Origin of the sequence: Nevskia sp. (assembly GCF_051860985.1) — a bacterium.
In the GTDB taxonomy this organism is placed as follows: domain Bacteria; phylum Pseudomonadota; class Gammaproteobacteria; order Nevskiales; family Nevskiaceae; genus Nevskia.
Genome location: NZ_JBIMKV010000006.1, coordinates 156,069 through 173,117, shown reverse-complemented (window position 1 = coordinate 173,117; position 17,049 = coordinate 156,069). Strand labels below are relative to the sequence as shown.

The following is a 17,049-nucleotide window of genomic DNA, read 5'->3' as shown; positions in this document are numbered from 1 at the left end:
CACCGGATTGACCGGCGTCAGGGAATCGCGTCCAGACGCAGCTGGCCGGTCGCACCCAGCAGCTGCAGCGCCGCCAGCGAGCGGTCGTGGTGGCTGCCCGCCAGGTTGACGGTCGCCGCCAGCAGATCGCGCTGGGCATCGAGCAGATCCAGCGTCGTGCGGGTGCCGGCGTCGCGCTCGCGCTTGACGCTGTCCAGCGCCAGTTCGCTGGCCGTCACCTCGGCGTCATAGGCGGCGATCACCTGATCGGCAGCGCGGTACAGCGCCCAGGCCTGGGCGATCGCTTCCTGCGCGGCGCGGCGGGTGTCGTCGGCGCTGGCATCGGCGGCGGCGGCGCCGGCACGGGCAGCGGACACCCGGGCATCGACTGCGCCGCCGGCGTAGATCGGCAGGCTCGCCTTGAGCTGCACCGACCAGTAGGTCTGCCGGTCGTAGGTGAAGGTGGAATCGTCGGCGTCATTGGCCTCGCCTTCCAGGCTCAGGGTCGGCAGATGGCCGGCCCGGGCCGCGACGATCCGCGCCCGCGCCGCGCGCGCATCGGCATCGGCGGCACGCACCGCCGGTGTCGCGGTGGCCAGCGCCTGTGCCTCGGCGAGCGTCGCTGGCACGGCCGGTCGCGGCCAGTCGCCGGGCAACTCATCCGGTGGCGCGCCGACCACCCGCTCGAATGCCGCCGCGCTGACCGCCGCCGTGGCCCGCGCCCGCTCCAGCGCCGCCCGGGCCTCGGCCAGCCGCGCCTCGGCCTGGGCGACATCGGTCCTGGTCGCTTCGCCGGCCGCGAAGCGCTTGCGGGTATCGGCCAGCGCCTGGGCCAGCGTTTCGGCATTGCCTTCGTTGAGCCCGATCACTGCCCGGTCGCGCTTCACGTCCAGCCAGGCAGCGGCCGCCGCGAACAGCAGCTGCTGCTCGGTGGCGGTCTCGGTTTCGCGAGCCGCTTCGAGCCGCGAGCGGGCGTCGTCGATCTGCGCGCTCAGCCGGCCGCCGCTGTACAGCGGTTGTGTCGCGACCAGGCCCCAGCTCAGCGGATTGCGCGGCCCGGCCACCGGGAACGGCGCGTCGGTATACAGCCGCGACCGGCCGCCGATGACCTGGGCGCTGACGCTTGGCCGCAGGCCGGCACGCGCCACCTCGACGTCGGCGGCGCTGCCATCGGTGGCCCGGTGTGCGGCGGTCAGCCTCGGGTCGCGCTGCAGCGCCAGCGCGGCGGCCTCGTGCAGGCTGATCGCAGCGGCGTCGGTGGACAGCAGCAACAGGCCGGCGGCGGCCAGCGCCTTGATCGTCATCGGGAAGCGTCCTTCGGGGTGGCGGCCGGCGCGCGCGCGCAGCCGTGCAGGAACAGGTCGACCACGCCGGCGATGTGCTGCGCGGCGTCGCGGCCCGGCAGGAATGGCGACAGGCCGAGCATCGCCCGGTGCTGCGGCGCCGCCTTGACCATCTCGATGAACTGCACGGCGGCGAATTCCGGGTCCGGGCAGTGCAGGCGGCCGGCCTCGTGCTGGCGCTGGAAGTAGTCGCCGAGCAGCTTGCGGGCGCGCGCCGGGCCGTTTTCGTAGAAGCGCTGGGCCAGCGCCGGGAAGCGCGGCATCTCGGCGATCATGATCCGGAACAGCTCGCGCCGTTCGGCGTCGAGGAACAGGCTGGCGAAGCGGCGGGCGATCTCGGTGAGGGTCGCGGCGATGTCGTCGTCGGCCCCGGTCGGCACCCGGAAACGGCCCATGAACTCGCGGCAGCCGGACTCGATGATGGCGCCGAACAGGCCTTCCTTGCTGCCGAAGTAGCGATACAGGCTGGCCTTGGAGCCGCCGACCCGGCGCATCACTTCCTCGATGCTCGCGCCTTCGTAGCCGGACTCCAGGAACACCGCGCGGCCAGCGGCCAGCAGTGCCTCGCGACGGCGTTCGCCGCGTACGCCGACCGCCTTGGCAGGATCGGCCGCAGGGACGGGCCCGGCGGCTTCGGCGGTTGATGGAGCAGGTTTGACTTTGGCCATGACGACCGATCAGAATGAACTGTAACGTACAGTACACTATCAGCCGATCGCCGCCGTCGCAACACGCGCAGCCCCGGCAGGACAACCGAAATGGCCACCACCGCCACCGTTCCCGAAGCCTCTGAATCGACTTCCCCGCTGCGCCGCTGGCTGCGGATCGCCGTGCTGCTGGCGGTGCTGACCGCCGCTGCGATCTTCGGCTGGCGCTGGTGGCAGGTCGGTCGCTTCATCGAATCGACCGACAACGCCTATGTCCGTGCCGACATCACGGTGATCTCGCCGCGCGTCGGTGGCGAGATCGTGGCGCTGAAGGTACGCGACAACCAGACGGTGGCGGCCGGCGACCTGCTGCTGGAAATCGACCGCCGCGACTACGCCGCCCGCGTCGACAGCGCCCGCGCCGCAGTCGCCGAAGCGCGCGCCGCGCTGGCCGGCAACGGCCAGCAGCGCAGCCAGCAGGACGCCGCGATCAGTGAAGTCCGCGCCCAGCTGGTCGCCGCCCGCGCTAGCGAGCGGCAGACCGCGCAGGAACTGGAACGCGCGCGGACCCTGTTGCGCGATGGCGTCGCCACCCGCCAGCGGCTCGACAACGCCGAAGCCGCGCACCAGAACGCGGTGGCCGGCGTGGCCCGCGCTGCCGCTGCCGTGCAGGCCGCCGAACGGGCGCTGAGCACCTTGAGCGACTCCAGCCGTGCGCGGCTCGAAGCGGCGGTCGCCGCCGCCGAAGCACAGCTGAATCTGGCCGAGATCGACCTCGCCGCCACCGCGCTGCGGGCGCCGGTGGCCGGCACCGTCGGCGATCTGTCGGCCCGGCTCGGCGAGCGCGTGCAGCCCGGCCAGCGGCTGCTGTCGCTGGTGCCGCTGGATCAGCTCTATGTCGAGGCCAACTTCAAGGAAACCCAGCTGCGCGCGATGCAGCCCGGCCAGCCGGTGGAACTGGAACTCGACGCGTTTCCGGGTCAGCCGCTGCACGGCCGGGTCGACAGCTTCTCGCCGGCGTCCGGCGCCGAATGGGCGTTGCTGCCGGCGCAGAACGCGACCGGCAACTTCACCAAGATCGTCCAGCGGGTGCCGGTGCGGATCGCGCTGGAACCGGGCCACGCGCTGGCCGACCGCCTGCGGCCGGGGCTGTCGGTGCAAGCCAGCGTCGACACCCGCGGCGCCGCGCACTGAGTCGATCCGCGTTGCCATGAACGCCGCTGCCGTCGCCGATCCGCGTGCCCGCCTCGCCTGGTTCGGCTACCTGGCGATGATGTTCGGCAACTTCATGGCGATCCTGGATATCCAGATCGTTGCCTCGTCGATCAACCAGCTGCAGGCCGGGCTGTCGGCCAGCGCCGACGAGATCCAGTGGGTGCAGACCTCGTACCTGATCGCCGAGGTGATCGCGATTCCGCTGTCCGGCTACTTGTCCCGGCTGCTGTCGACGCGGGTCTACTTCACGATCTCGGCCATCGGCTTCACCCTGGCCAGCGCCGCCTGCGCCACCGCCTGGAACCTGGAGTCGATGATCGTCTTCCGGGTGCTGCAGGGCTTCCTCGGCGGCGGCATGATCCCGACCACCTCGGCGTCGATCTTCATCATGTTCCCGGCCGAGAAGCGGGTGCTGCCGCAGGTGCTGTTCGGCCTCACCGCAACCCTGGCGCCGTCGATCGGCCCGACCATCGGCGGCTCGCTGACCGCCTCGTTTTCCTGGCACTGGCTGTTCCTGATCAACGTGCTGCCGGGCCTCGCGGTCGGCTACGCGGTCTGGCGGCTGGTGCGCATCGACCAACCGCAGCCGGAGCTGCTGAAGACCATCGATCTGCGCGGTCTCGCCTATATGGCGGTGTTCCTCGGCTGCTTCGAGTACACGCTCGACGAAGGCCCGCGCAACGACTGGTTCGCCCAGGATTCGGTCGCCGCCTGCGCGGTGATTGCCACACTCGGCGGCCTGCTGTTCTTCCATCGCATGTTCACGGCCGCCCATCCGATCGTGAACCTGCGGGCGTTCACCAACCGCAACTTCGCGCTCGGCACGGTGCTGGCGATGGCGGTCGGCATGGGGCTCTACACGCTGGTCTATCTGACGCCGCTGTTCCTCGGCCAGGTGCGCGGCTACAACAGCCTGCAGATCGGCCACGTGATGATTGCCCAGGGCGCGGCGATGTTCCTGACCGCGCCGCTGGCCGGCCGCCTGTCGCGGGTGATCAGCCACAAGGCGATGCTCGGCATGGGCCTGGTCAACGTGATGATCGGCGCCTGGCTGAACAGCCGGCTGACCGCCGACTGGAGCGCCGTCGAGTTCATCGTGCCGCAGGTGTTTCGCGGCAGCGGCTTCCTGCTGTGCATGTTCTCGATGACCAACATCGCGCTCGGCACCTTGCCGGCGGCCGAGGTCAAGAACGCCAGCGGCCTGTTCAACGTGATGCGCAACATCGGCGGCGCGCTCGGGCTGGCGCTGGTCAACACGCTGATCAACGAACGCAGCTGGCTGCACTGGCAGATGCTCGACGAATCGCTGCGCGCCAGCCATCGGCCGGTGCAGGAGATGCTGGCCCGGGGCCAGGCGATCACCGGCAGCGAATCCGGCGCGCTGGCGCTGCTGGCCCAGCAGATGCAGCAGCAGGTTGCCGTGATGACCTTCGGCGACCTGTTCGCGCTGATCGCGATGCTGATGGCCGGCGTGCTGCTGCTGTTGCCGCTGATCCGCGCGCCGCAGGCCACGGCCCAGCCGGCCGCTGGCCATTGAAGCTGCGGTACAGTCCCGTCATTCCCTTCCCGGATTCTTCGTCGCCATGAACCAGTCCCCGCGTCAGCTCCGGCGTCCCCGCGCCCTCGTCACGCGCACGCTCGCGGCCGGCTGGCTGGCGGTCTCGCTGTCGGCCGAAGCGCAGTTCCTGCTGAAGGACGGCCAGGGTCTGGCGGGTGCGCCGCAGGCGGTGCCGGAAGCGGGCAAGGAGAAGGACGGCGAGCACACTGCGCCGATGCAGAAGCTGCCTGAAGTGAAGGTCGAGGGCGAACTCGATCCGCTCGCCGAAGGTGATCGCAAGCGCCGCAACCAGATCAAGCAGCTGCCGGGTCTGGGTACCGATCAGCAGCGCGAGCTGGATCGGCTCGAAAAGCTGCGCGCCTGGTACGACTCGCTGCCCAAGGACGCCAACAAGCTGACCAACGAGCAGAAGGCCTTCCTCGAACAGCAGAAGGATTTCGATGCCAAGCCCGACGCCCGCCCGGGCGTGCCGCCGGTGCTCGGCGAGCGCCGCAACCCGGCCGACTACCGCGATCCGATCAAGGCCGTCTCGCCCTGATCGGCGCAGCCGCCGTCAGGCGATGTCGCTGCGCTTCCAGCTGACTTCCTGGCCGCCGTCGAGGCGGGCCAGCACGCGGCAGCAGACGAACAGGTAGTCGGACAGGCGGTTCAAGTACTGCGGCACCCGATCGCTGACCGAGGCATCGTCGGCCTTCACCGACCACACCGCGCGTTCGGCGCGCCGGGCCACCGCCCGCGCCAGATGCGCGGCAGCGGCAGACGGATTGCCGCCCGGCAGCACGAATTCCTTGAGCGGCGGCAGCGCCTCGTTGAGGCGCTCGATCTCGGCATCGATGCGCGCGAGATAGCCCGGCTTGACCAGCTCGAAGCCGGGCATCGACAGCTCGCCGCCGAGATCGAACAGCTCGTGCTGGGTCTGCGCCAGCGGCCCGCGCACGTCGTCCGGCAGCGGCTGCACCAGCAGCAGGCCGATGCAGCAGTTCAGTTCGTCGACATCGCCCATCGCCTGCACGCGCAGGTGGGTCTTCGGCACCCGCTCGCCGCTCGACAGGCCGGTGGTGCCCTTGTCGCCGGTGCGGGTGACGATCTTCGAAAGCCGGTTGCCCATGGTGCAGTCAGTCCTTGTCGAGCGGGCAGGCCGGCGGGTGGCGCCGGCCTGCGATCGGGTGGTGGCTAGCGTTGTTCCCAGCGCAGCGTGCCGTAGACGGCGCGGCCGAGCTGCCGGTAGCCGGCCGCGGTCTGGTAGTCGCGATCCAGCAGGTTTTCCAGCCGCGCGGCCAGCGAGAAGCCATGCGGCAGTTTGACGCCTGCGCCGAGATTCCACAGCAGGTAGCCGGAATCCTTGGTCGGTGCGCCGGTCACGGCGCTGACATCGGCACGGTCGGAGGTGCCGAGCACATCGGTCGCCAGATAGACGTTGCCGATGTCACGGCGCAGCTGCGCCGTGACGCTGCGGCGCGCGCGGCGCAGCAGCGGGCTGTCGTCGGAGCGGTCCTTCGGGTTCTGGATGATGCCGCTCAGGGTGCCGGACCACAGGCCGTCGGCGTACCGGTAGGTGGCTTCGAGGCCGGCGTTCTTGGCGCGGTCGACATTGACGGCACGGAAGCCGAAATCGATGTTGGCGTCGTTCGCGGGGTCGAACTGCACGCTGATCAGATCCCGGTAGCGGGTGCGGAAAGCCCGCAGGTCCCAGGTCTGGAACGTGCCCCAGCGCTGGCGAACGCCGACTTCGAGATTCAGCGAGCGTTCCGGGTCGAGATCCGGATTGCCGCCGAAGCCGAAGCGGTCGGTGGCGTCCGGCGCCCGGAAGCCGCTGCCGGCGGCGGCGATCAGGCTGGTGCCCAGCTGGGCGGTGCGTGGCAGGTCGTAGCCGTACTCGGCATTCCAGGTGAAGCGGCTGCCGAAGGCGTCGTGGTTCAGCAGGCTGCCGGCCAGCTGGAGATGGTGCTCGGCGCGGTCGTACTGCGTCTGCAGGAAGACGTTGTACAGATCGACCACCTGGTGGATCGTCGAGCCGAAGCTCAGCGCATCGACGCGCTCCTGCGACACCTGGCCGCCGAACAGCGCCCGCAGCTCCGGCAGCACGGTGACCGTGTTCTGCCAGTCGAGCATCGGCCGGATCGTGCGCACGGTGTCCGGCGACGTGTACTGGTGGATGCGGTCCTCGCCGCGGCTCAGGGTCAGCAGCGAGTCCCAGTTGTCGAGCAGCTGCGCCGCCGCCGACAGCGCCAGAACCTGGTTGCGGAACGCCTGCGCCGCCGGGTTCAGGCCGAACAGCGGGCTGCAGGAGTCGTAGGTCTCGACCTTGCCCTGGGTGTTGTAGGCGCGCGCCTCGAACAGCGCGATGCCGGCGTCGGCGCTGGCCTTGACGTTGACCGAGTTGTTGCGGAAGCCGCTCTTGTCCGGGCCGCCTTCGCAGGCGGACAGGCCATCGGTGCGCTGCTGTTCGGTCTGCACCGAGAAGCCGTAGGCGCCGATGCGGTTGGCGTAGCTGGCTGAGCCGTCGACGGTGCCGTAGGACCCGCCGCGGATGCTGGCGTCGATCTGCTGCGTCGAGGCACCGCGGGTGATGATGTTGATGACGCCGGCCAGCGCATCGGAGCCGTACAGCGTCGAGCGCGGACCCTTGACGATCTCGATGCGCTCGATCATGTCCGGCGCCAGGTTCTGCAGCGCCGCGCCACCGGCCGTCGCCGGGTTGACGCGGACGCCGTCGATCAGCACCAGCGTGTGGTTCGACTCGCCGCCGCGGATGAATGCCGAGGTCAGCTGGCCCGGGCCGCCGCTGCGGCCGATCTCGATGCCGGCATGGAAGCGCAGCAGCTCGGCGATGTCACCGGCCTGCGCGGCGAGGATCTGCGCGCGGTCGATGACGATGGTCGCCGCACCGATCCGCGACTGCGGCTGCGGTGTGCGGCTGGCGGTGACCAGCACCGGATCGAGCGCCACCGGCGCATCGGTGCTGCCGGCAGCCGGCGCCGGCGCGGTCGAGGAGGAAGGATTCTGCTGGGCAAGGCAAAGCGCAGGCGCTGCAACGAGCGCCGCCAACAACGCGGATTTCATCTGGAGTCTCCCGTGGCCTGCGTCCCCGCAAGCGCACTGATCGGAATACCTGCACACGGATGCATGCAGACCCGTTCCAGGCCGGTCTCCGGACTCATGGGCGAAGGCGCAATGCCGCGCGAGCCTTCCTTCGACGCCTTCCCGGATCGGGACACGATCCAGTGGCGGTGGCCGAAGCACTCCCATCTACCGTTGCGGGGGCAGTGCCGGGTTTGTCGATCCCGTGTGGCGGGGCGACGCACCGGCTTCCCGTTTAACCCTGACACCGTGTCGAGCGGGGTTCAGGGCACCTGCGAACGGCAATATGGTATCCCACCATACGATCTGCCTGCCGGGCGGGTCGCCGGGCACGGTTATCATTCGCCCCCGCGTTGCCCTGGAGTCCGCGCTTGACCGTCAGTCCCTACCTCGCCGCCGCCCTCGAGGCCGCCGAAGCCGCCGCCGCCGAGATCCGCCGCGCCTACCGCGGCCAGTTCGAGGTCGAGACCAAGGCCGATTCGAGCCCGGTGACCGAAGTCGACATCGCCGCCGAGCGGGTCATCAAGTCGGTGCTCAAGCAGCATTTCCCGGATCACGGTTTCTTCGGCGAGGAACTGGGCAAGGAGACCGGCGACAACCGCCACCTGTGGCTGATCGACCCGATCGACGGCACCAAGAGCTTCGTGCGCGGCTACCCGATGTTCTCGACCCAGATCGCGCTGATGAAGGACGGCGAACTGATCGTCGGCGTGTCGTCGGCGCCGTGCTGGGACGGCGCGCTCGGCGAAGTGGTTTATGCCGAACGCGGCCAGGGCGCCTGGTGCGACAACCAGCGGCTGACGATCGCCGGCACCGCGACGATCGCCAAGACCACGCTGTCGACCGGCAATCTCGCAAGGCTGGCCGCTAGCCCGGCCTGGGCGCGGCTGGGCGGGCTAATCGGCAAGGTCCACCGCATCCGTGGCTACGGAGATTTCCTGCATTACCACCTGCTGGCCTCCGGCCGCATCGATGCGGTGGTGGAATCCGACGTCAACATCCTCGACATCGCCGCACTCAGCGTCATCGTCCGCGAGGCCGGCGGCGTGTTCACCGATCTCGAAGGCCGGCCGCTGTCGCTGGCCACCACCAGTGTGCTGGCCGCCACGCCGGCGCTGCACCCGCAGCTGCTGGCCGAACTGGCCTGGACCGCGCCGGCCTGACCCCCTTCCCGATTGCCTGGAGCATCCGATGTACGACTACGCAAACAAGACCGTCTTCGTGTCCGGCGGCACCAGCGGCATCAATCTCGGCATCGCCCATGCGTTCGCCCAGGCCGGCGCCCGGGTGGTGGTGATGTCGCGCAAGCAGGACAAGGTCGACGCGGCGGTGGCGGCGCTGAAGGCGCACGGCGGCGAAGCCTTCGGCCACGCGGCGGATGTCCGCGACTACGCCGCTGTCGAGGCGGCGTTCAAGGACACCGCCACCCGCTTCGGCGCGATTGACGTGCTGGTTTCCGGCGCCGCCGGCAACTTCCCTGCGCCGGCCGTCGGCATCTCGCCGAACGGTTTCAAGTCCGTGGTCGACATCGACCTGCTCGGCACTTTCCACGTAGTGCGCGCGGCCTTTCCGTACCTGGCCAAACCGGGCGCTTCGGTGATCAACATCTCGGCGCCACAGGCCTGGATTCCGATGGACTTCCAGATGCACGTCTGCGCGGCCAAGGCCGGCGTCGACATGGTGACCCGGGTCGCGGCGCTCGAATGGGGCGCGGCCGGCATCCGCGTCAACTCCATCGCGCCGGGGCCGATCGAAGGCACCGAAGGCATGCGCCGGCTGGCGCCGAACGAGCGCGCCAACCAGCTGATCACCGACAGCGTGCCGCTGGGCTGCTATGGCACCACCGATGACATCGCCCAGGCGGCGCTGTGGCTGTCGAGCCCGCTGGCCCGCTACGTGACCGGCGTGGTGCTGGCCGTCGACGGCGGCTGGTCGCTGGGCGGTGTGTCGGCAATGAGCATGGGGCTCAAGAAGGCGATGACCGGCGGCTGAGCGCCGCGCGTCCGCGTCAGGTCGACACTTCCGGGTCGTCCGGCGCCTGCAGCACGCTGTCGGTCATCCAGCAGTCCTTGAATTCGCCGTCCAGCTGCTTCGACAGCTGGAACACGTAGCGATGTCGCCGGCCTTCGCGGTCGATCAGCTCGACGCCCTGCAGCGCGATGTCGCCCTGCATGATCAGCGGCGCCAGCGTGCTGCTGCGGTGGTTCAGCAGTGCCGGGTAGCCTTCGCGGATCATCGCCGCGAAGCGCTTCAGCGGCCCGGTCAGGCTGCGGTTGCCCGGCGAGGCGAAGCCGAACACCACCGCCATCCCGGCATCGCGCTGCGGCTGGTCGACCCGTGCCAGCGCCGCCAGCTGCAGCTGCACGACGGCGGCCGGGTTCAGCGCCGGATCGGGTTTCGGCTGCAGCGGACCGCCGGCGGCCGATGCGCTGCCGGCCAGCAGCAGCCAGAGCAGGGGAATCAAGCGCGGCAGGATCGGTCTCATCGCGGCGGCAACCTCGTACACTGAAAGACAATGGCTGGTCGCGAATATAGCGCGGCCCCGGAGACCCTCCCCCGATGCGCAAACCGTCAAGAAATCTCGTGCTGTCAGGCCTCGCGATCACCGCGCTGGCCGCCTGCGCGACCTCGCCGCTGGGCCGTTCGCAGCTCAAGCTGGTATCGGACAGCGAGCTGAACCAGCTCGGCGCCACCGCGTTCCAGGAAACCGCGAAGAAAACGCCGGTGACCAGCGATGGCCGCACCACGGCCTACGTCAACTGCGTGGCCAACGCGATCACCCGGGAAGTCGGCGGCACCTGGGAAGTGAAGGTGTTCGACTCCAAGGACGTCAACGCCTTCGCGCTGCCGGGCGGCAAGATCGGCGTCTACACCGGCCTGCTGGCGATCACCGAAACGCCGGACCAGCTGGCGGCGGTGATCGGCCACGAGGTGGCCCACGTGATCGCCGGCCATTCCAACGAGCGGGTGTCGCAGCAGCAGGTCACCAGCGTCGGCCTGACGATGGCGCAGGTGCTGGTCGGTGGCGGTGTCGGTGGCGACACGCTGATGTCGGCGCTCGGCGCCGGCGCCCAGTACGGCGTGCTGCTGCCGTTTTCGCGCGCTCACGAAAGCGAGGCCGACCTGCTCGGGCTCGACTACATGGCCAAGGCCGGCTTTGATCCGCGACAAGCGGCGGCGCTGTGGCGGAACATGGCCAAGTCCGGCGGGCAGAAGCCGCCGGAGTTCGCGTCCAGCCATCCGTCCGACGAAACCCGCATCCGCCAGATCGAAGGCCGCCTGCCGCAGGACGTGCCGGTCTACGTGCAGGCGCTGGCCAACGGCCGGCGCCCGGACTGCAAGCGGGTCTGAACCGCTGCCGGAACGATCAGCCGCCGGCGGCCACGAAATGGCAGGCGGCGTACTGGTCGGCGCCGTCGACCTTGCGCAGGCCCGGCACGCTCTGCACGCAGGCGTGCTCGACCAGCGGGCAGCGCGGATGGAACACGCAGCCCATCGGCGGCTGGCCCGGATCGGCGGCGCCACCGAGCCGCTTGCGGCGCTTCGGCGCGCTGCCGTCCGGGTCGATCACCGGCGCCGCCTCGAGCAGCGCGCGTGTGTACGGGTGGCGCGGCCGCTCGTAGAGATCGTCGGCGCGGCCCTGCTCCATCACCTTGCCGAGGTACATCACCAGCACGCGGTCGGCCAGCTGCCGGACCACGGCCAGGTCGTGGGCGATGAAGATCATCGCCAGTTGCCGTTCCTGGGCGAGATCGGCCAGCAGGTTGATGATCTGCGCCTGGATCGAGACATCGAGCGCCGACACCGGCTCGTCGCAGATCAGCAGTTTCGGTTCGACGATCAGCGCCCGGGCGATGCCGACCCGCTGGCCCTGGCCGCCGGACAGTTCGCTGGCGCGGCGATCGGCAAGCTCCTCGCCCAGGCCGACGCGGGCCAGCAGCGCCCGCGCCCGTGCCTTGCGCTCATCGGCCGGCAGCTCCGGCATCAGCGCCTTGAGCGGTTCGGCGACGATGTCGAGCACCTTCATCTTCGGGCTCAGCGACCCCAGCGGGTCCTGGAACACCAGCTGCACGTCGCGGCGCAGCGGCTTCCACTGCTTGCGGTTCAGGCCGATCAGCTCCTGTCCCTGGTAGCGGATCGAGCCGGCGCTGGCCGCCTGCAGCCCGACCAGCGTGCGCGCCAGCGTGGACTTGCCGCAGCCGGATTCCCCGACGATGCCGAGGATCTCGCCCGGCTGCAGGTCGAAGTGCAGATCGTCGATCGCTTTCACGGCCAGCGACCGCGTCCACGGCAGCAGGCCCCGTTTCGGGTAATGCACCCGGAGGCGGCGGACGGACAGGAGCGGAGCAGAAGCCATGGAAATCGACGAGCAAGAAAAAGGCCGACGTGATCGCCGGCCTCTGATTTTACCGCCAGTGCCGCCCGATCATTCGAGCAGCGAGCGCAGCATCCAGGCGGTCTTCTCGTGCAGCTGCAGACGCTGGGTCAGCAGGTCGGCGGTCGGTTCGTCGCTGGCCTTGTCGGCCAGCGGGAACACCGAACGCGCCGTCTTGGCGCAGGCTTCGTGGCCCTTGACCAGCTTCTTGACCATGTCCATCGCCGCCGGCACGCCTTCGTCTTCCTCGATGCTCGACAGCTTGGCGTACTGCGCATAGGTGCCCGGCGCCGGGAAGCCGAGCGCGCGGATGCGTTCGGCGACCAGGTCGACCGCCAGCGCCGCTTCGGTGTACTGGGTCTCGAACATCAGGTGCAGCGTGTTGAACATCGGCCCGGTCACGTTCCAGTGGAAGTTGTGGGTCTTCAGGTACAACGTGTATTCGTCGGCGAGCAGCCGGGACAGGCCGGCGGCAATCGCTTCGCGGTCGGACTTGGAGATGCCGATGTCGATGCCGGCGGCGCCCGGGGCGCTGGTCTTGCCGGCCTTCGGCTTCTTGTTTTCCTTGCTCATGCAGAACTCCTGGGGCGGGTGGAATGCGGTAGCAGCATAGCGGTCTGACCGCGTCCCGCCAGCCTGCGTTCGATCGGCATTTCCGATCGATGCGATAGCCCCGTGCGCCTCAGTCGGTGACCAGCTTCTGCTTGCGGTAGTAGGTGAAGATGTCGTTCAGGTTGCGGCGCGGCCGCCAGCCGAAGGTGTCGCGGAACAGCCGGCCGTCGAGGATCACCGGGTACTTGAAGTAGTTGATCAGGTACGGCGGGAAGAAGGCGTTCCAGTTCAGCATCGAGGCCACCAGCTTCGGCAGGCTGGGCGGCACGCTGAGCACCGGCAACCGCCGGCAGCCGCACTGGCTGACCGCTTCCTGGTACGGCACGTAGTCGTCCGGCGCCACGTTGTAGATGCCCGGCTTGTTGGCTTCGAAGGCCAGCACCATCGCCTCGGTCATGTCATCGACATGCAGGAACTGCATCAGCGGCGAGAAGCCGAGCAGCACCGGCGCGACCTTGCGCGACAGCAGGATCGACATGCTGTTGCGCACCCCCGGGCCGAGCACGTTGCAGGGCCGCAAGATGGTGATGTTCAGCTCCGGGTGCTTCCACAGGTAGATGTTGGCGAGGCTTTCCAGCTCCACCGAATCGACCAGGTCCTGGGTCACTTCGCTGGCCTTCAGCGGCGCATCCTCGTCGATCAGCGCCGGGTTGTAGGCGGAGGCGCCGTAGACGAAGTAGGTGGAGTGGATCATCACCTGCCCGACCTTGTACTTGCGGCACAGCTCCAGCAGCCGCTTGCAGCCCAGCACGTTGGCGTTGTAACGCTGCTGGCGGGTTTTCTCGTGCGCGAAGATGCGGCCGATGTGAATCACCGCATCGATCTTGTGGCTGGCGAAGATATCCTCGAAGCCGCGCTTGTGCAGTTCCACGAGATAGCTCGGGATGCCGGCATCGGTCTCGACCTTGCGGCGGAAATCCACCGCGATGACGTGGTAGCGGCCGTGCAGGCGCGCGATCACGCGCTTGGCCAGCGAGCCGGCAGCGCCGGTCACCAGCACGGTCTTCTTCGCTGCGGCGGGGGTTCGGCTGGCCATCAGTAGACGCTCGTACGTTCATCGAGGCCGACCTGGATCAGCCGGCGCAGTTCCGCTTTCACGGCTTCCACCTGTTCGCTCACCTCGTGCTCGCTGGCCGCCGGGTCGAAGACCATCGGCTTGCCGAAGTTCAGGTACACGCGCGCCGGCAGCGGCAGCAGGCTCGGCACGATCGGCAGGTAGGGAATGCCGAGCAAGCGGGCGACCGGTGCCAGGTTGGCGAGCGCCGGCATGGTTTCCTCGCAGCCGACGATGCCGACCGGCACGATCGGCGCGCGGTGCGTCATCGCTAGGTGCATGAAACCGTTGCCGAAGCGCTGCAGCTGGTAGCGCTTGCGGTACAGCTTGCCGGAACCGCGCACGCCTTCCGGGAAGACGATGATCGCTTCGTCCATCTCGAGCATCCGGGCGCAGTTGACCGGATCGCCGATCACCCCGCCCAGCGCGTTCAGGAAATTGCCGAGCCAGGGCACGGTCGGGAAGAAACGCTCGATCATCGCCCGCGCCAGCCGTGGGCCGTGCGGATTGGTGGCCGCCGCGACGCCGACCAGCACGCCGTCCATCGGCAGCTGGCCGCTGTGATTGCCGACGATCAGCACGCGACCTTCGGCCGGGATGTTTTCCAGACCGTGGGCGGTGACGCGGAAGTACTTGTCGTACAGCAGCCGGGCGGCGCCGAGACCGACCTTGAAGGTGTCTTCGTTGTAACCCCAGGGGTCGTAGCCGAAGCTGCCGAGCGGCTTCGGGATGCTGGCCACCAGCGCTTCGATTTCGGGCGTGACCAGCGATGTCACCAGACGCTGCTTGAGTTCGAGCGAGCCGAAACGGGCCATGGAGTTGAGATCGTCGCGACGTGCCGGACCGGTGGACGGGAACGGGCCTTGAGCCGTCGTCTGTGCGTCAACTTAGTGCAAAACCGATCGGCCGGGAAGGTGTCGGTGCACAAATGTTTCGCTCGATGCAGCAGAGCGTCACGGACGCCTCGACGGCGACACTGGCGCTGCCCGGATCAGCCGGCCCGGTTCTGGTAGCGATCGAGGGCGGCGCGGGCCGTCGGGCTCAGGTCAACCGGCAGCGTCCGCTCGGCAAGCAGGTCGTCGAGCAGCATCCGCGACTTCAGCAGCAGCGTGTTGCTGCCGTTGAACTCGGCGAACGCGGCGCAGTCGAGGCCGGCGTAGTAGGCCACCGCCTTCATCCAGCGCCGCTCGTTGCGGTCCGGATCGAAGACCTGGAACCAGGCGCCGGGCTGGATCAGCTGCTCGAGCAGTTCGCTGGCGCGATCCCGGGGTTCCGGCGCGGCAGTACCGGCGTCGTCCGCTGCCGGCGCGGCTGCCCCGTCGGCGCCGGTCGCCGTTTCTGCTGCCGGTGCCACCGGGCCGATCGACGCCAGCCGCGCCTCGAACGCCTGCAGCGCCGCCGTGACGCGCGCCTCGGCCAGGCCCACCGACTTGAACTCCGCTTCCAGCACCGTCAGCAGGCTGCGCCGCTGCGGTTCGCTGCGCAGGTCGTCGCGCGCCGGATCGAGCATCGCCAGCAGGCGGTCCAGCGAATCGATGCCGCGCCGCCATTCGACGCTGTCCGGACCACGGTGCACCAGGTGCATGGCCATCATCGGCGCCCACAGCGAATTCAGCAGCGGCCGGACGTCGTCGGGAATGGTCATGCCCTGGGTCTTGAGCTGCAGCTCCTCGGCGATGATCTGCCGCACCTTGCGGACGATGGTGGCGCGGCGCGCGGCGGTCTGCGCCATCTGCTGCTCGATGAAGCGCTCGGCCTGCTCGATGCCGAGCAGCTCGATTTCCGGCGGCGGCTTGCGCAGCGCTTCGGCGGCGACCTCGAACTGCTTCTGGATCTGCTGCACCAGCTCGGCGATGCGGTCCAGCTGCTGCGGCCCGCCGACCTTCGCCGTCGAGGCCATCGTCGCCAGCTCGTTGATCAGGCCGCGCACCGGGTGATCGGGGTCGACGACGAAGGCGATGTCCTTCAGCGCCACCTTCATGGTCGCCATCCGCAGCGCGTCGAACTGCGGGCGCAGATCGCCGGGCAGATGCGGATCGGCGAGGAACTCGTTGAACATGTGGCCGACCAGGTTCGCGCGCTGCACGTAGGCCGTGGTCTGCCGGGGCGACCAGCCGGCGACCGGCTGGCCCAGCGAGGCGGCCGCCAGATCGGCGGCCAGGCTGGCGGTGCCGTCGTCGAGGAAATCGATGCCGCTGGCCAGCGCCGTCGCCCCCAGCCGCTGCAGGCTGGCCAGCGTCTGCGGATCGAAACCCGGCGACATCATCAGCGACGCCGCCAGTCCGGCCGGCGCTCGGAATTCCGGCTGCGGTGAGGAATGCCCGGGCGTGTTGGCGAAGGTCGGCGGCGGCGCGCTGCTGGCCGCCGCGTCGGCTGCCGGGCCGCTGTCGCCAAAGCCGCGATTCGGCAGCAGGGCCGATGGCAGCCGCACGCCGCCGAGCTTCAGCACGTTCAGCACGCGCGCGTAGAGGTCGGCGAGCTTGCTGATCACCAGCCGGTCGAACAGCTTGAACACCACCAGCTCGACGTCGTGGCCGATGTCCAGCGTCTCGGCGGCCTTGCGGAACGCGTGGCAGATGCTGATCGGCGCCAGCGCGTCGGCCGCGATCGGCGCCTGCTGCTCCTCGATCAGCACCTTCAGCCGGCCGTTGATCTCCCACAGGGTGGCCTTGTAGAGGCTCTCCGCCTTGGTCGCCATGTTCTGCACGGCGATGTCGAGATCCAGCGCCGCGTCGTTCTGCAGCGACAGCTCCTGCTCGTCACTGCCGGCACTGGCCGACGACACCGGCGCAGCGTTGCTGCCGAAGCCGGCGCTGTAGATCGCGCTGAACTGCTCGGACATGTTCTTGCGGCCCATGCGGACGGCCCGCATGGTGTCGAAGAACAGCCGGCGATCCTGATTGTTGGTGGCCCGTTCGGCGAACTCGAACAACAGGTCGTCGGCGCCTTCGAACATCACGTTGAGGCGTTCGCGCAGCGTCTCCACCGCCTGCGTGCGCAGGCTTTCGACCAGCTGCACGACGGCCTCGGACGCCCGCGGCCGGCCGCGCGGCAGGCTGACCACCTTCGGGCCGCTGCTCATGCGCCCGCCTTCGCGCGCGCCGCCGCCGCCGTGGCGGGCAGGACGCGGAACAGCAGCGGGCGTGATCGGACAATCATGTCGGCACTTTAGGCGGCGGCACTGT

Annotated in this window: 16 protein-coding genes and 1 riboswitch; of the genes, 6 read left to right on the top strand and 10 right to left on the bottom strand. The window is 69.3% G+C overall.

The genetic code is table 11. The annotated features are described in order from the left end of the window. Nucleotides 1-17: 17 nt before the first annotated feature. Together ACTIGJ_RS08340 and ACTIGJ_RS08335 are read right to left on the bottom strand one after the other, a co-directional pair. On the bottom strand, nt 18-1,283 hold the full coding sequence (locus ACTIGJ_RS08340) for a TolC family outer membrane protein (RefSeq protein WP_439639836.1): 1,266 nt from the start codon (nt 1,281-1,283) through the stop codon (nt 18-20). Further along, nucleotides 1,280-1,990 (bottom strand): TetR/AcrR family transcriptional regulator, encoded by a 711-nt coding sequence (locus ACTIGJ_RS08335; RefSeq protein WP_439639835.1) that lies wholly within the window; start codon nt 1,988-1,990, stop codon nt 1,280-1,282. Before ACTIGJ_RS08335 ends, ACTIGJ_RS08340 begins: the two co-directional genes overlap by 4 nt. Before the next feature lie 90 nt (nt 1,991-2,080). Here ACTIGJ_RS08335 and ACTIGJ_RS08330 point away from each other — a divergent pair, with 90 nt between their 5' ends. Genes ACTIGJ_RS08330 through ACTIGJ_RS08320 form a run of 3 tightly spaced genes read left to right on the top strand, consistent with a single transcriptional unit; the run spans nt 2,081 to nt 5,280 of the window. Then, on the top strand, nt 2,081-3,163 hold the full coding sequence (locus tag ACTIGJ_RS08330) for an HlyD family secretion protein (protein ID WP_439639834.1): 1,083 nt from the start codon (nt 2,081-2,083) through the stop codon (nt 3,161-3,163). Between the two features lie 16 nt (nt 3,164-3,179). Further along, complete coding sequence (locus tag ACTIGJ_RS08325) at nt 3,180-4,721, top strand: DHA2 family efflux MFS transporter permease subunit (protein WP_439639833.1); 1,542 nt, start codon at nt 3,180-3,182, stop codon at nt 4,719-4,721. 46 nt (nt 4,722-4,767) lie between these two features. After that, on the top strand, nt 4,768-5,280 hold the full coding sequence (locus ACTIGJ_RS08320) for a hypothetical protein (RefSeq protein WP_439639832.1): 513 nt from the start codon (nt 4,768-4,770) through the stop codon (nt 5,278-5,280). Nucleotides 5,281-5,295: 15 nt separating this feature from the next. Here ACTIGJ_RS08320 and ACTIGJ_RS08315 read toward each other — a convergent pair whose 3' ends face one another. Both ACTIGJ_RS08315 and ACTIGJ_RS08310 read right to left on the bottom strand, forming a co-directional pair. Next, nucleotides 5,296-5,850, bottom strand: a complete 555-nt coding sequence (locus ACTIGJ_RS08315) for a cob(I)yrinic acid a,c-diamide adenosyltransferase (protein ID WP_439639831.1) — start codon at nt 5,848-5,850, stop codon at nt 5,296-5,298. Between the two features lie 65 nt (nt 5,851-5,915). Then, on the bottom strand, nt 5,916-7,805 hold the full coding sequence (locus tag ACTIGJ_RS08310) for a TonB-dependent receptor domain-containing protein (RefSeq protein WP_439639830.1): 1,890 nt from the start codon (nt 7,803-7,805) through the stop codon (nt 5,916-5,918). Between the two features lie 62 nt (nt 7,806-7,867). After that, nucleotides 7,868-8,114, bottom strand: a riboswitch (cobalamin riboswitch). A gap of 80 nt (nt 8,115-8,194) precedes the next feature. Between ACTIGJ_RS08310 and ACTIGJ_RS08305 the strand changes: the two genes are divergently transcribed. After that, entirely contained in the window at nt 8,195-8,986 is a 792-nt protein-coding gene (locus tag ACTIGJ_RS08305; protein WP_439639829.1) for an inositol monophosphatase family protein, read from the top strand. Between the two features lie 28 nt (nt 8,987-9,014). Then, nucleotides 9,015-9,815, top strand: a complete 801-nt coding sequence (locus ACTIGJ_RS08300) for an SDR family oxidoreductase (RefSeq protein ID WP_439639828.1) — start codon at nt 9,015-9,017, stop codon at nt 9,813-9,815. A 16-nt stretch (nt 9,816-9,831) separates the two neighbouring features. Here the strand turns inward: ACTIGJ_RS08300 and ACTIGJ_RS08295 are convergent, their stop codons facing one another. Further along, complete coding sequence (locus tag ACTIGJ_RS08295; protein ID WP_439639827.1) at nt 9,832-10,287, bottom strand: DUF4864 domain-containing protein; 456 nt, start codon at nt 10,285-10,287, stop codon at nt 9,832-9,834. A 95-nt stretch (nt 10,288-10,382) separates the two neighbouring features. On the opposite strand from ACTIGJ_RS08295, the gene ACTIGJ_RS08290 reads away from it, so the two are divergent. Beyond that, entirely contained in the window at nt 10,383-11,174 is a 792-nt protein-coding gene (locus ACTIGJ_RS08290) for a M48 family metallopeptidase (RefSeq protein WP_439639826.1), read from the top strand. A 16-nt stretch (nt 11,175-11,190) separates the two neighbouring features. Here ACTIGJ_RS08290 and ACTIGJ_RS08285 read toward each other — a convergent pair whose 3' ends face one another. From ACTIGJ_RS08285 to ACTIGJ_RS08265, 5 genes are all read right to left on the bottom strand, one after another. Next, nucleotides 11,191-12,141: an ABC transporter ATP-binding protein gene (locus ACTIGJ_RS08285; RefSeq protein WP_439639825.1), complete on the bottom strand. Its 951-nt coding sequence runs from the start codon at nt 12,139-12,141 to the stop codon at nt 11,191-11,193. 108 nt (nt 12,142-12,249) lie between these two features. After that, on the bottom strand, nt 12,250-12,771 hold the full coding sequence (locus ACTIGJ_RS08280) for a Dps family protein (RefSeq protein ID WP_439639824.1): 522 nt from the start codon (nt 12,769-12,771) through the stop codon (nt 12,250-12,252). A 109-nt stretch (nt 12,772-12,880) separates the two neighbouring features. Beyond that, nucleotides 12,881-13,846, bottom strand: coding sequence for an SDR family oxidoreductase (locus tag ACTIGJ_RS08275; RefSeq protein ID WP_439639823.1), 966 nt, complete (start codon nt 13,844-13,846; stop codon nt 12,881-12,883). Then, a complete protein-coding gene (locus ACTIGJ_RS08270; RefSeq protein WP_439639822.1) occupies nt 13,846-14,679 on the bottom strand; it encodes a lysophospholipid acyltransferase family protein in 834 nt (277 codons plus the stop codon). The genes ACTIGJ_RS08275 and ACTIGJ_RS08270 overlap by 1 nt, the downstream gene beginning before the upstream one ends. A gap of 176 nt (nt 14,680-14,855) precedes the next feature. Beyond that, nucleotides 14,856-16,946 carry a DUF1631 family protein gene (locus tag ACTIGJ_RS08265; RefSeq protein ID WP_439639821.1) on the bottom strand — a complete coding sequence of 697 codons (2,091 nt, stop codon included), beginning with the start codon at nt 16,944-16,946 and terminating at the stop codon, nt 14,856-14,858. Between the last annotated feature and the right edge of the window lie 103 nt (nt 16,947-17,049).

Bases quoted from the DNA above. Each gene is read 5' to 3' on its own strand.
- ACTIGJ_RS08340 (WP_439639836.1), bottom strand. From the start codon at position 1,283: ATGACGATCAAGGCGCTGGCCGCCGCCGGCCTGTTGCTGCTGTCCACC.
- ACTIGJ_RS08335 (WP_439639835.1), bottom strand. From the start codon at position 1,990: ATGGCCAAAGTCAAACCTGCTCCATCAACCGCCGAAGCCGCCGGGCCC.
- ACTIGJ_RS08330 (WP_439639834.1), top strand. From the start codon at position 2,081: ATGGCCACCACCGCCACCGTTCCCGAAGCCTCTGAATCGACTTCCCCG.
- ACTIGJ_RS08325 (WP_439639833.1), top strand. From the start codon at position 3,180: ATGAACGCCGCTGCCGTCGCCGATCCGCGTGCCCGCCTCGCCTGGTTC.
- ACTIGJ_RS08320 (WP_439639832.1), top strand. From the start codon at position 4,768: ATGAACCAGTCCCCGCGTCAGCTCCGGCGTCCCCGCGCCCTCGTCACG.
- ACTIGJ_RS08315 (WP_439639831.1), bottom strand. From the start codon at position 5,850: ATGGGCAACCGGCTTTCGAAGATCGTCACCCGCACCGGCGACAAGGGC.
- ACTIGJ_RS08310 (WP_439639830.1), bottom strand. From the start codon at position 7,805: ATGAAATCCGCGTTGTTGGCGGCGCTCGTTGCAGCGCCTGCGCTTTGC.
- ACTIGJ_RS08300 (WP_439639828.1), top strand. From the start codon at position 9,015: ATGTACGACTACGCAAACAAGACCGTCTTCGTGTCCGGCGGCACCAGC.
- ACTIGJ_RS08290 (WP_439639826.1), top strand. From the start codon at position 10,383: ATGCGCAAACCGTCAAGAAATCTCGTGCTGTCAGGCCTCGCGATCACC.
- ACTIGJ_RS08280 (WP_439639824.1), bottom strand. From the start codon at position 12,771: ATGAGCAAGGAAAACAAGAAGCCGAAGGCCGGCAAGACCAGCGCCCCG.
- ACTIGJ_RS08275 (WP_439639823.1), bottom strand. From the start codon at position 13,846: ATGGCCAGCCGAACCCCCGCCGCAGCGAAGAAGACCGTGCTGGTGACC.
- ACTIGJ_RS08270 (WP_439639822.1), bottom strand. From the start codon at position 14,679: ATGGCCCGTTTCGGCTCGCTCGAACTCAAGCAGCGTCTGGTGACATCG.
- ACTIGJ_RS08265 (WP_439639821.1), bottom strand. From the start codon at position 16,946: ATGAGCAGCGGCCCGAAGGTGGTCAGCCTGCCGCGCGGCCGGCCGCGG.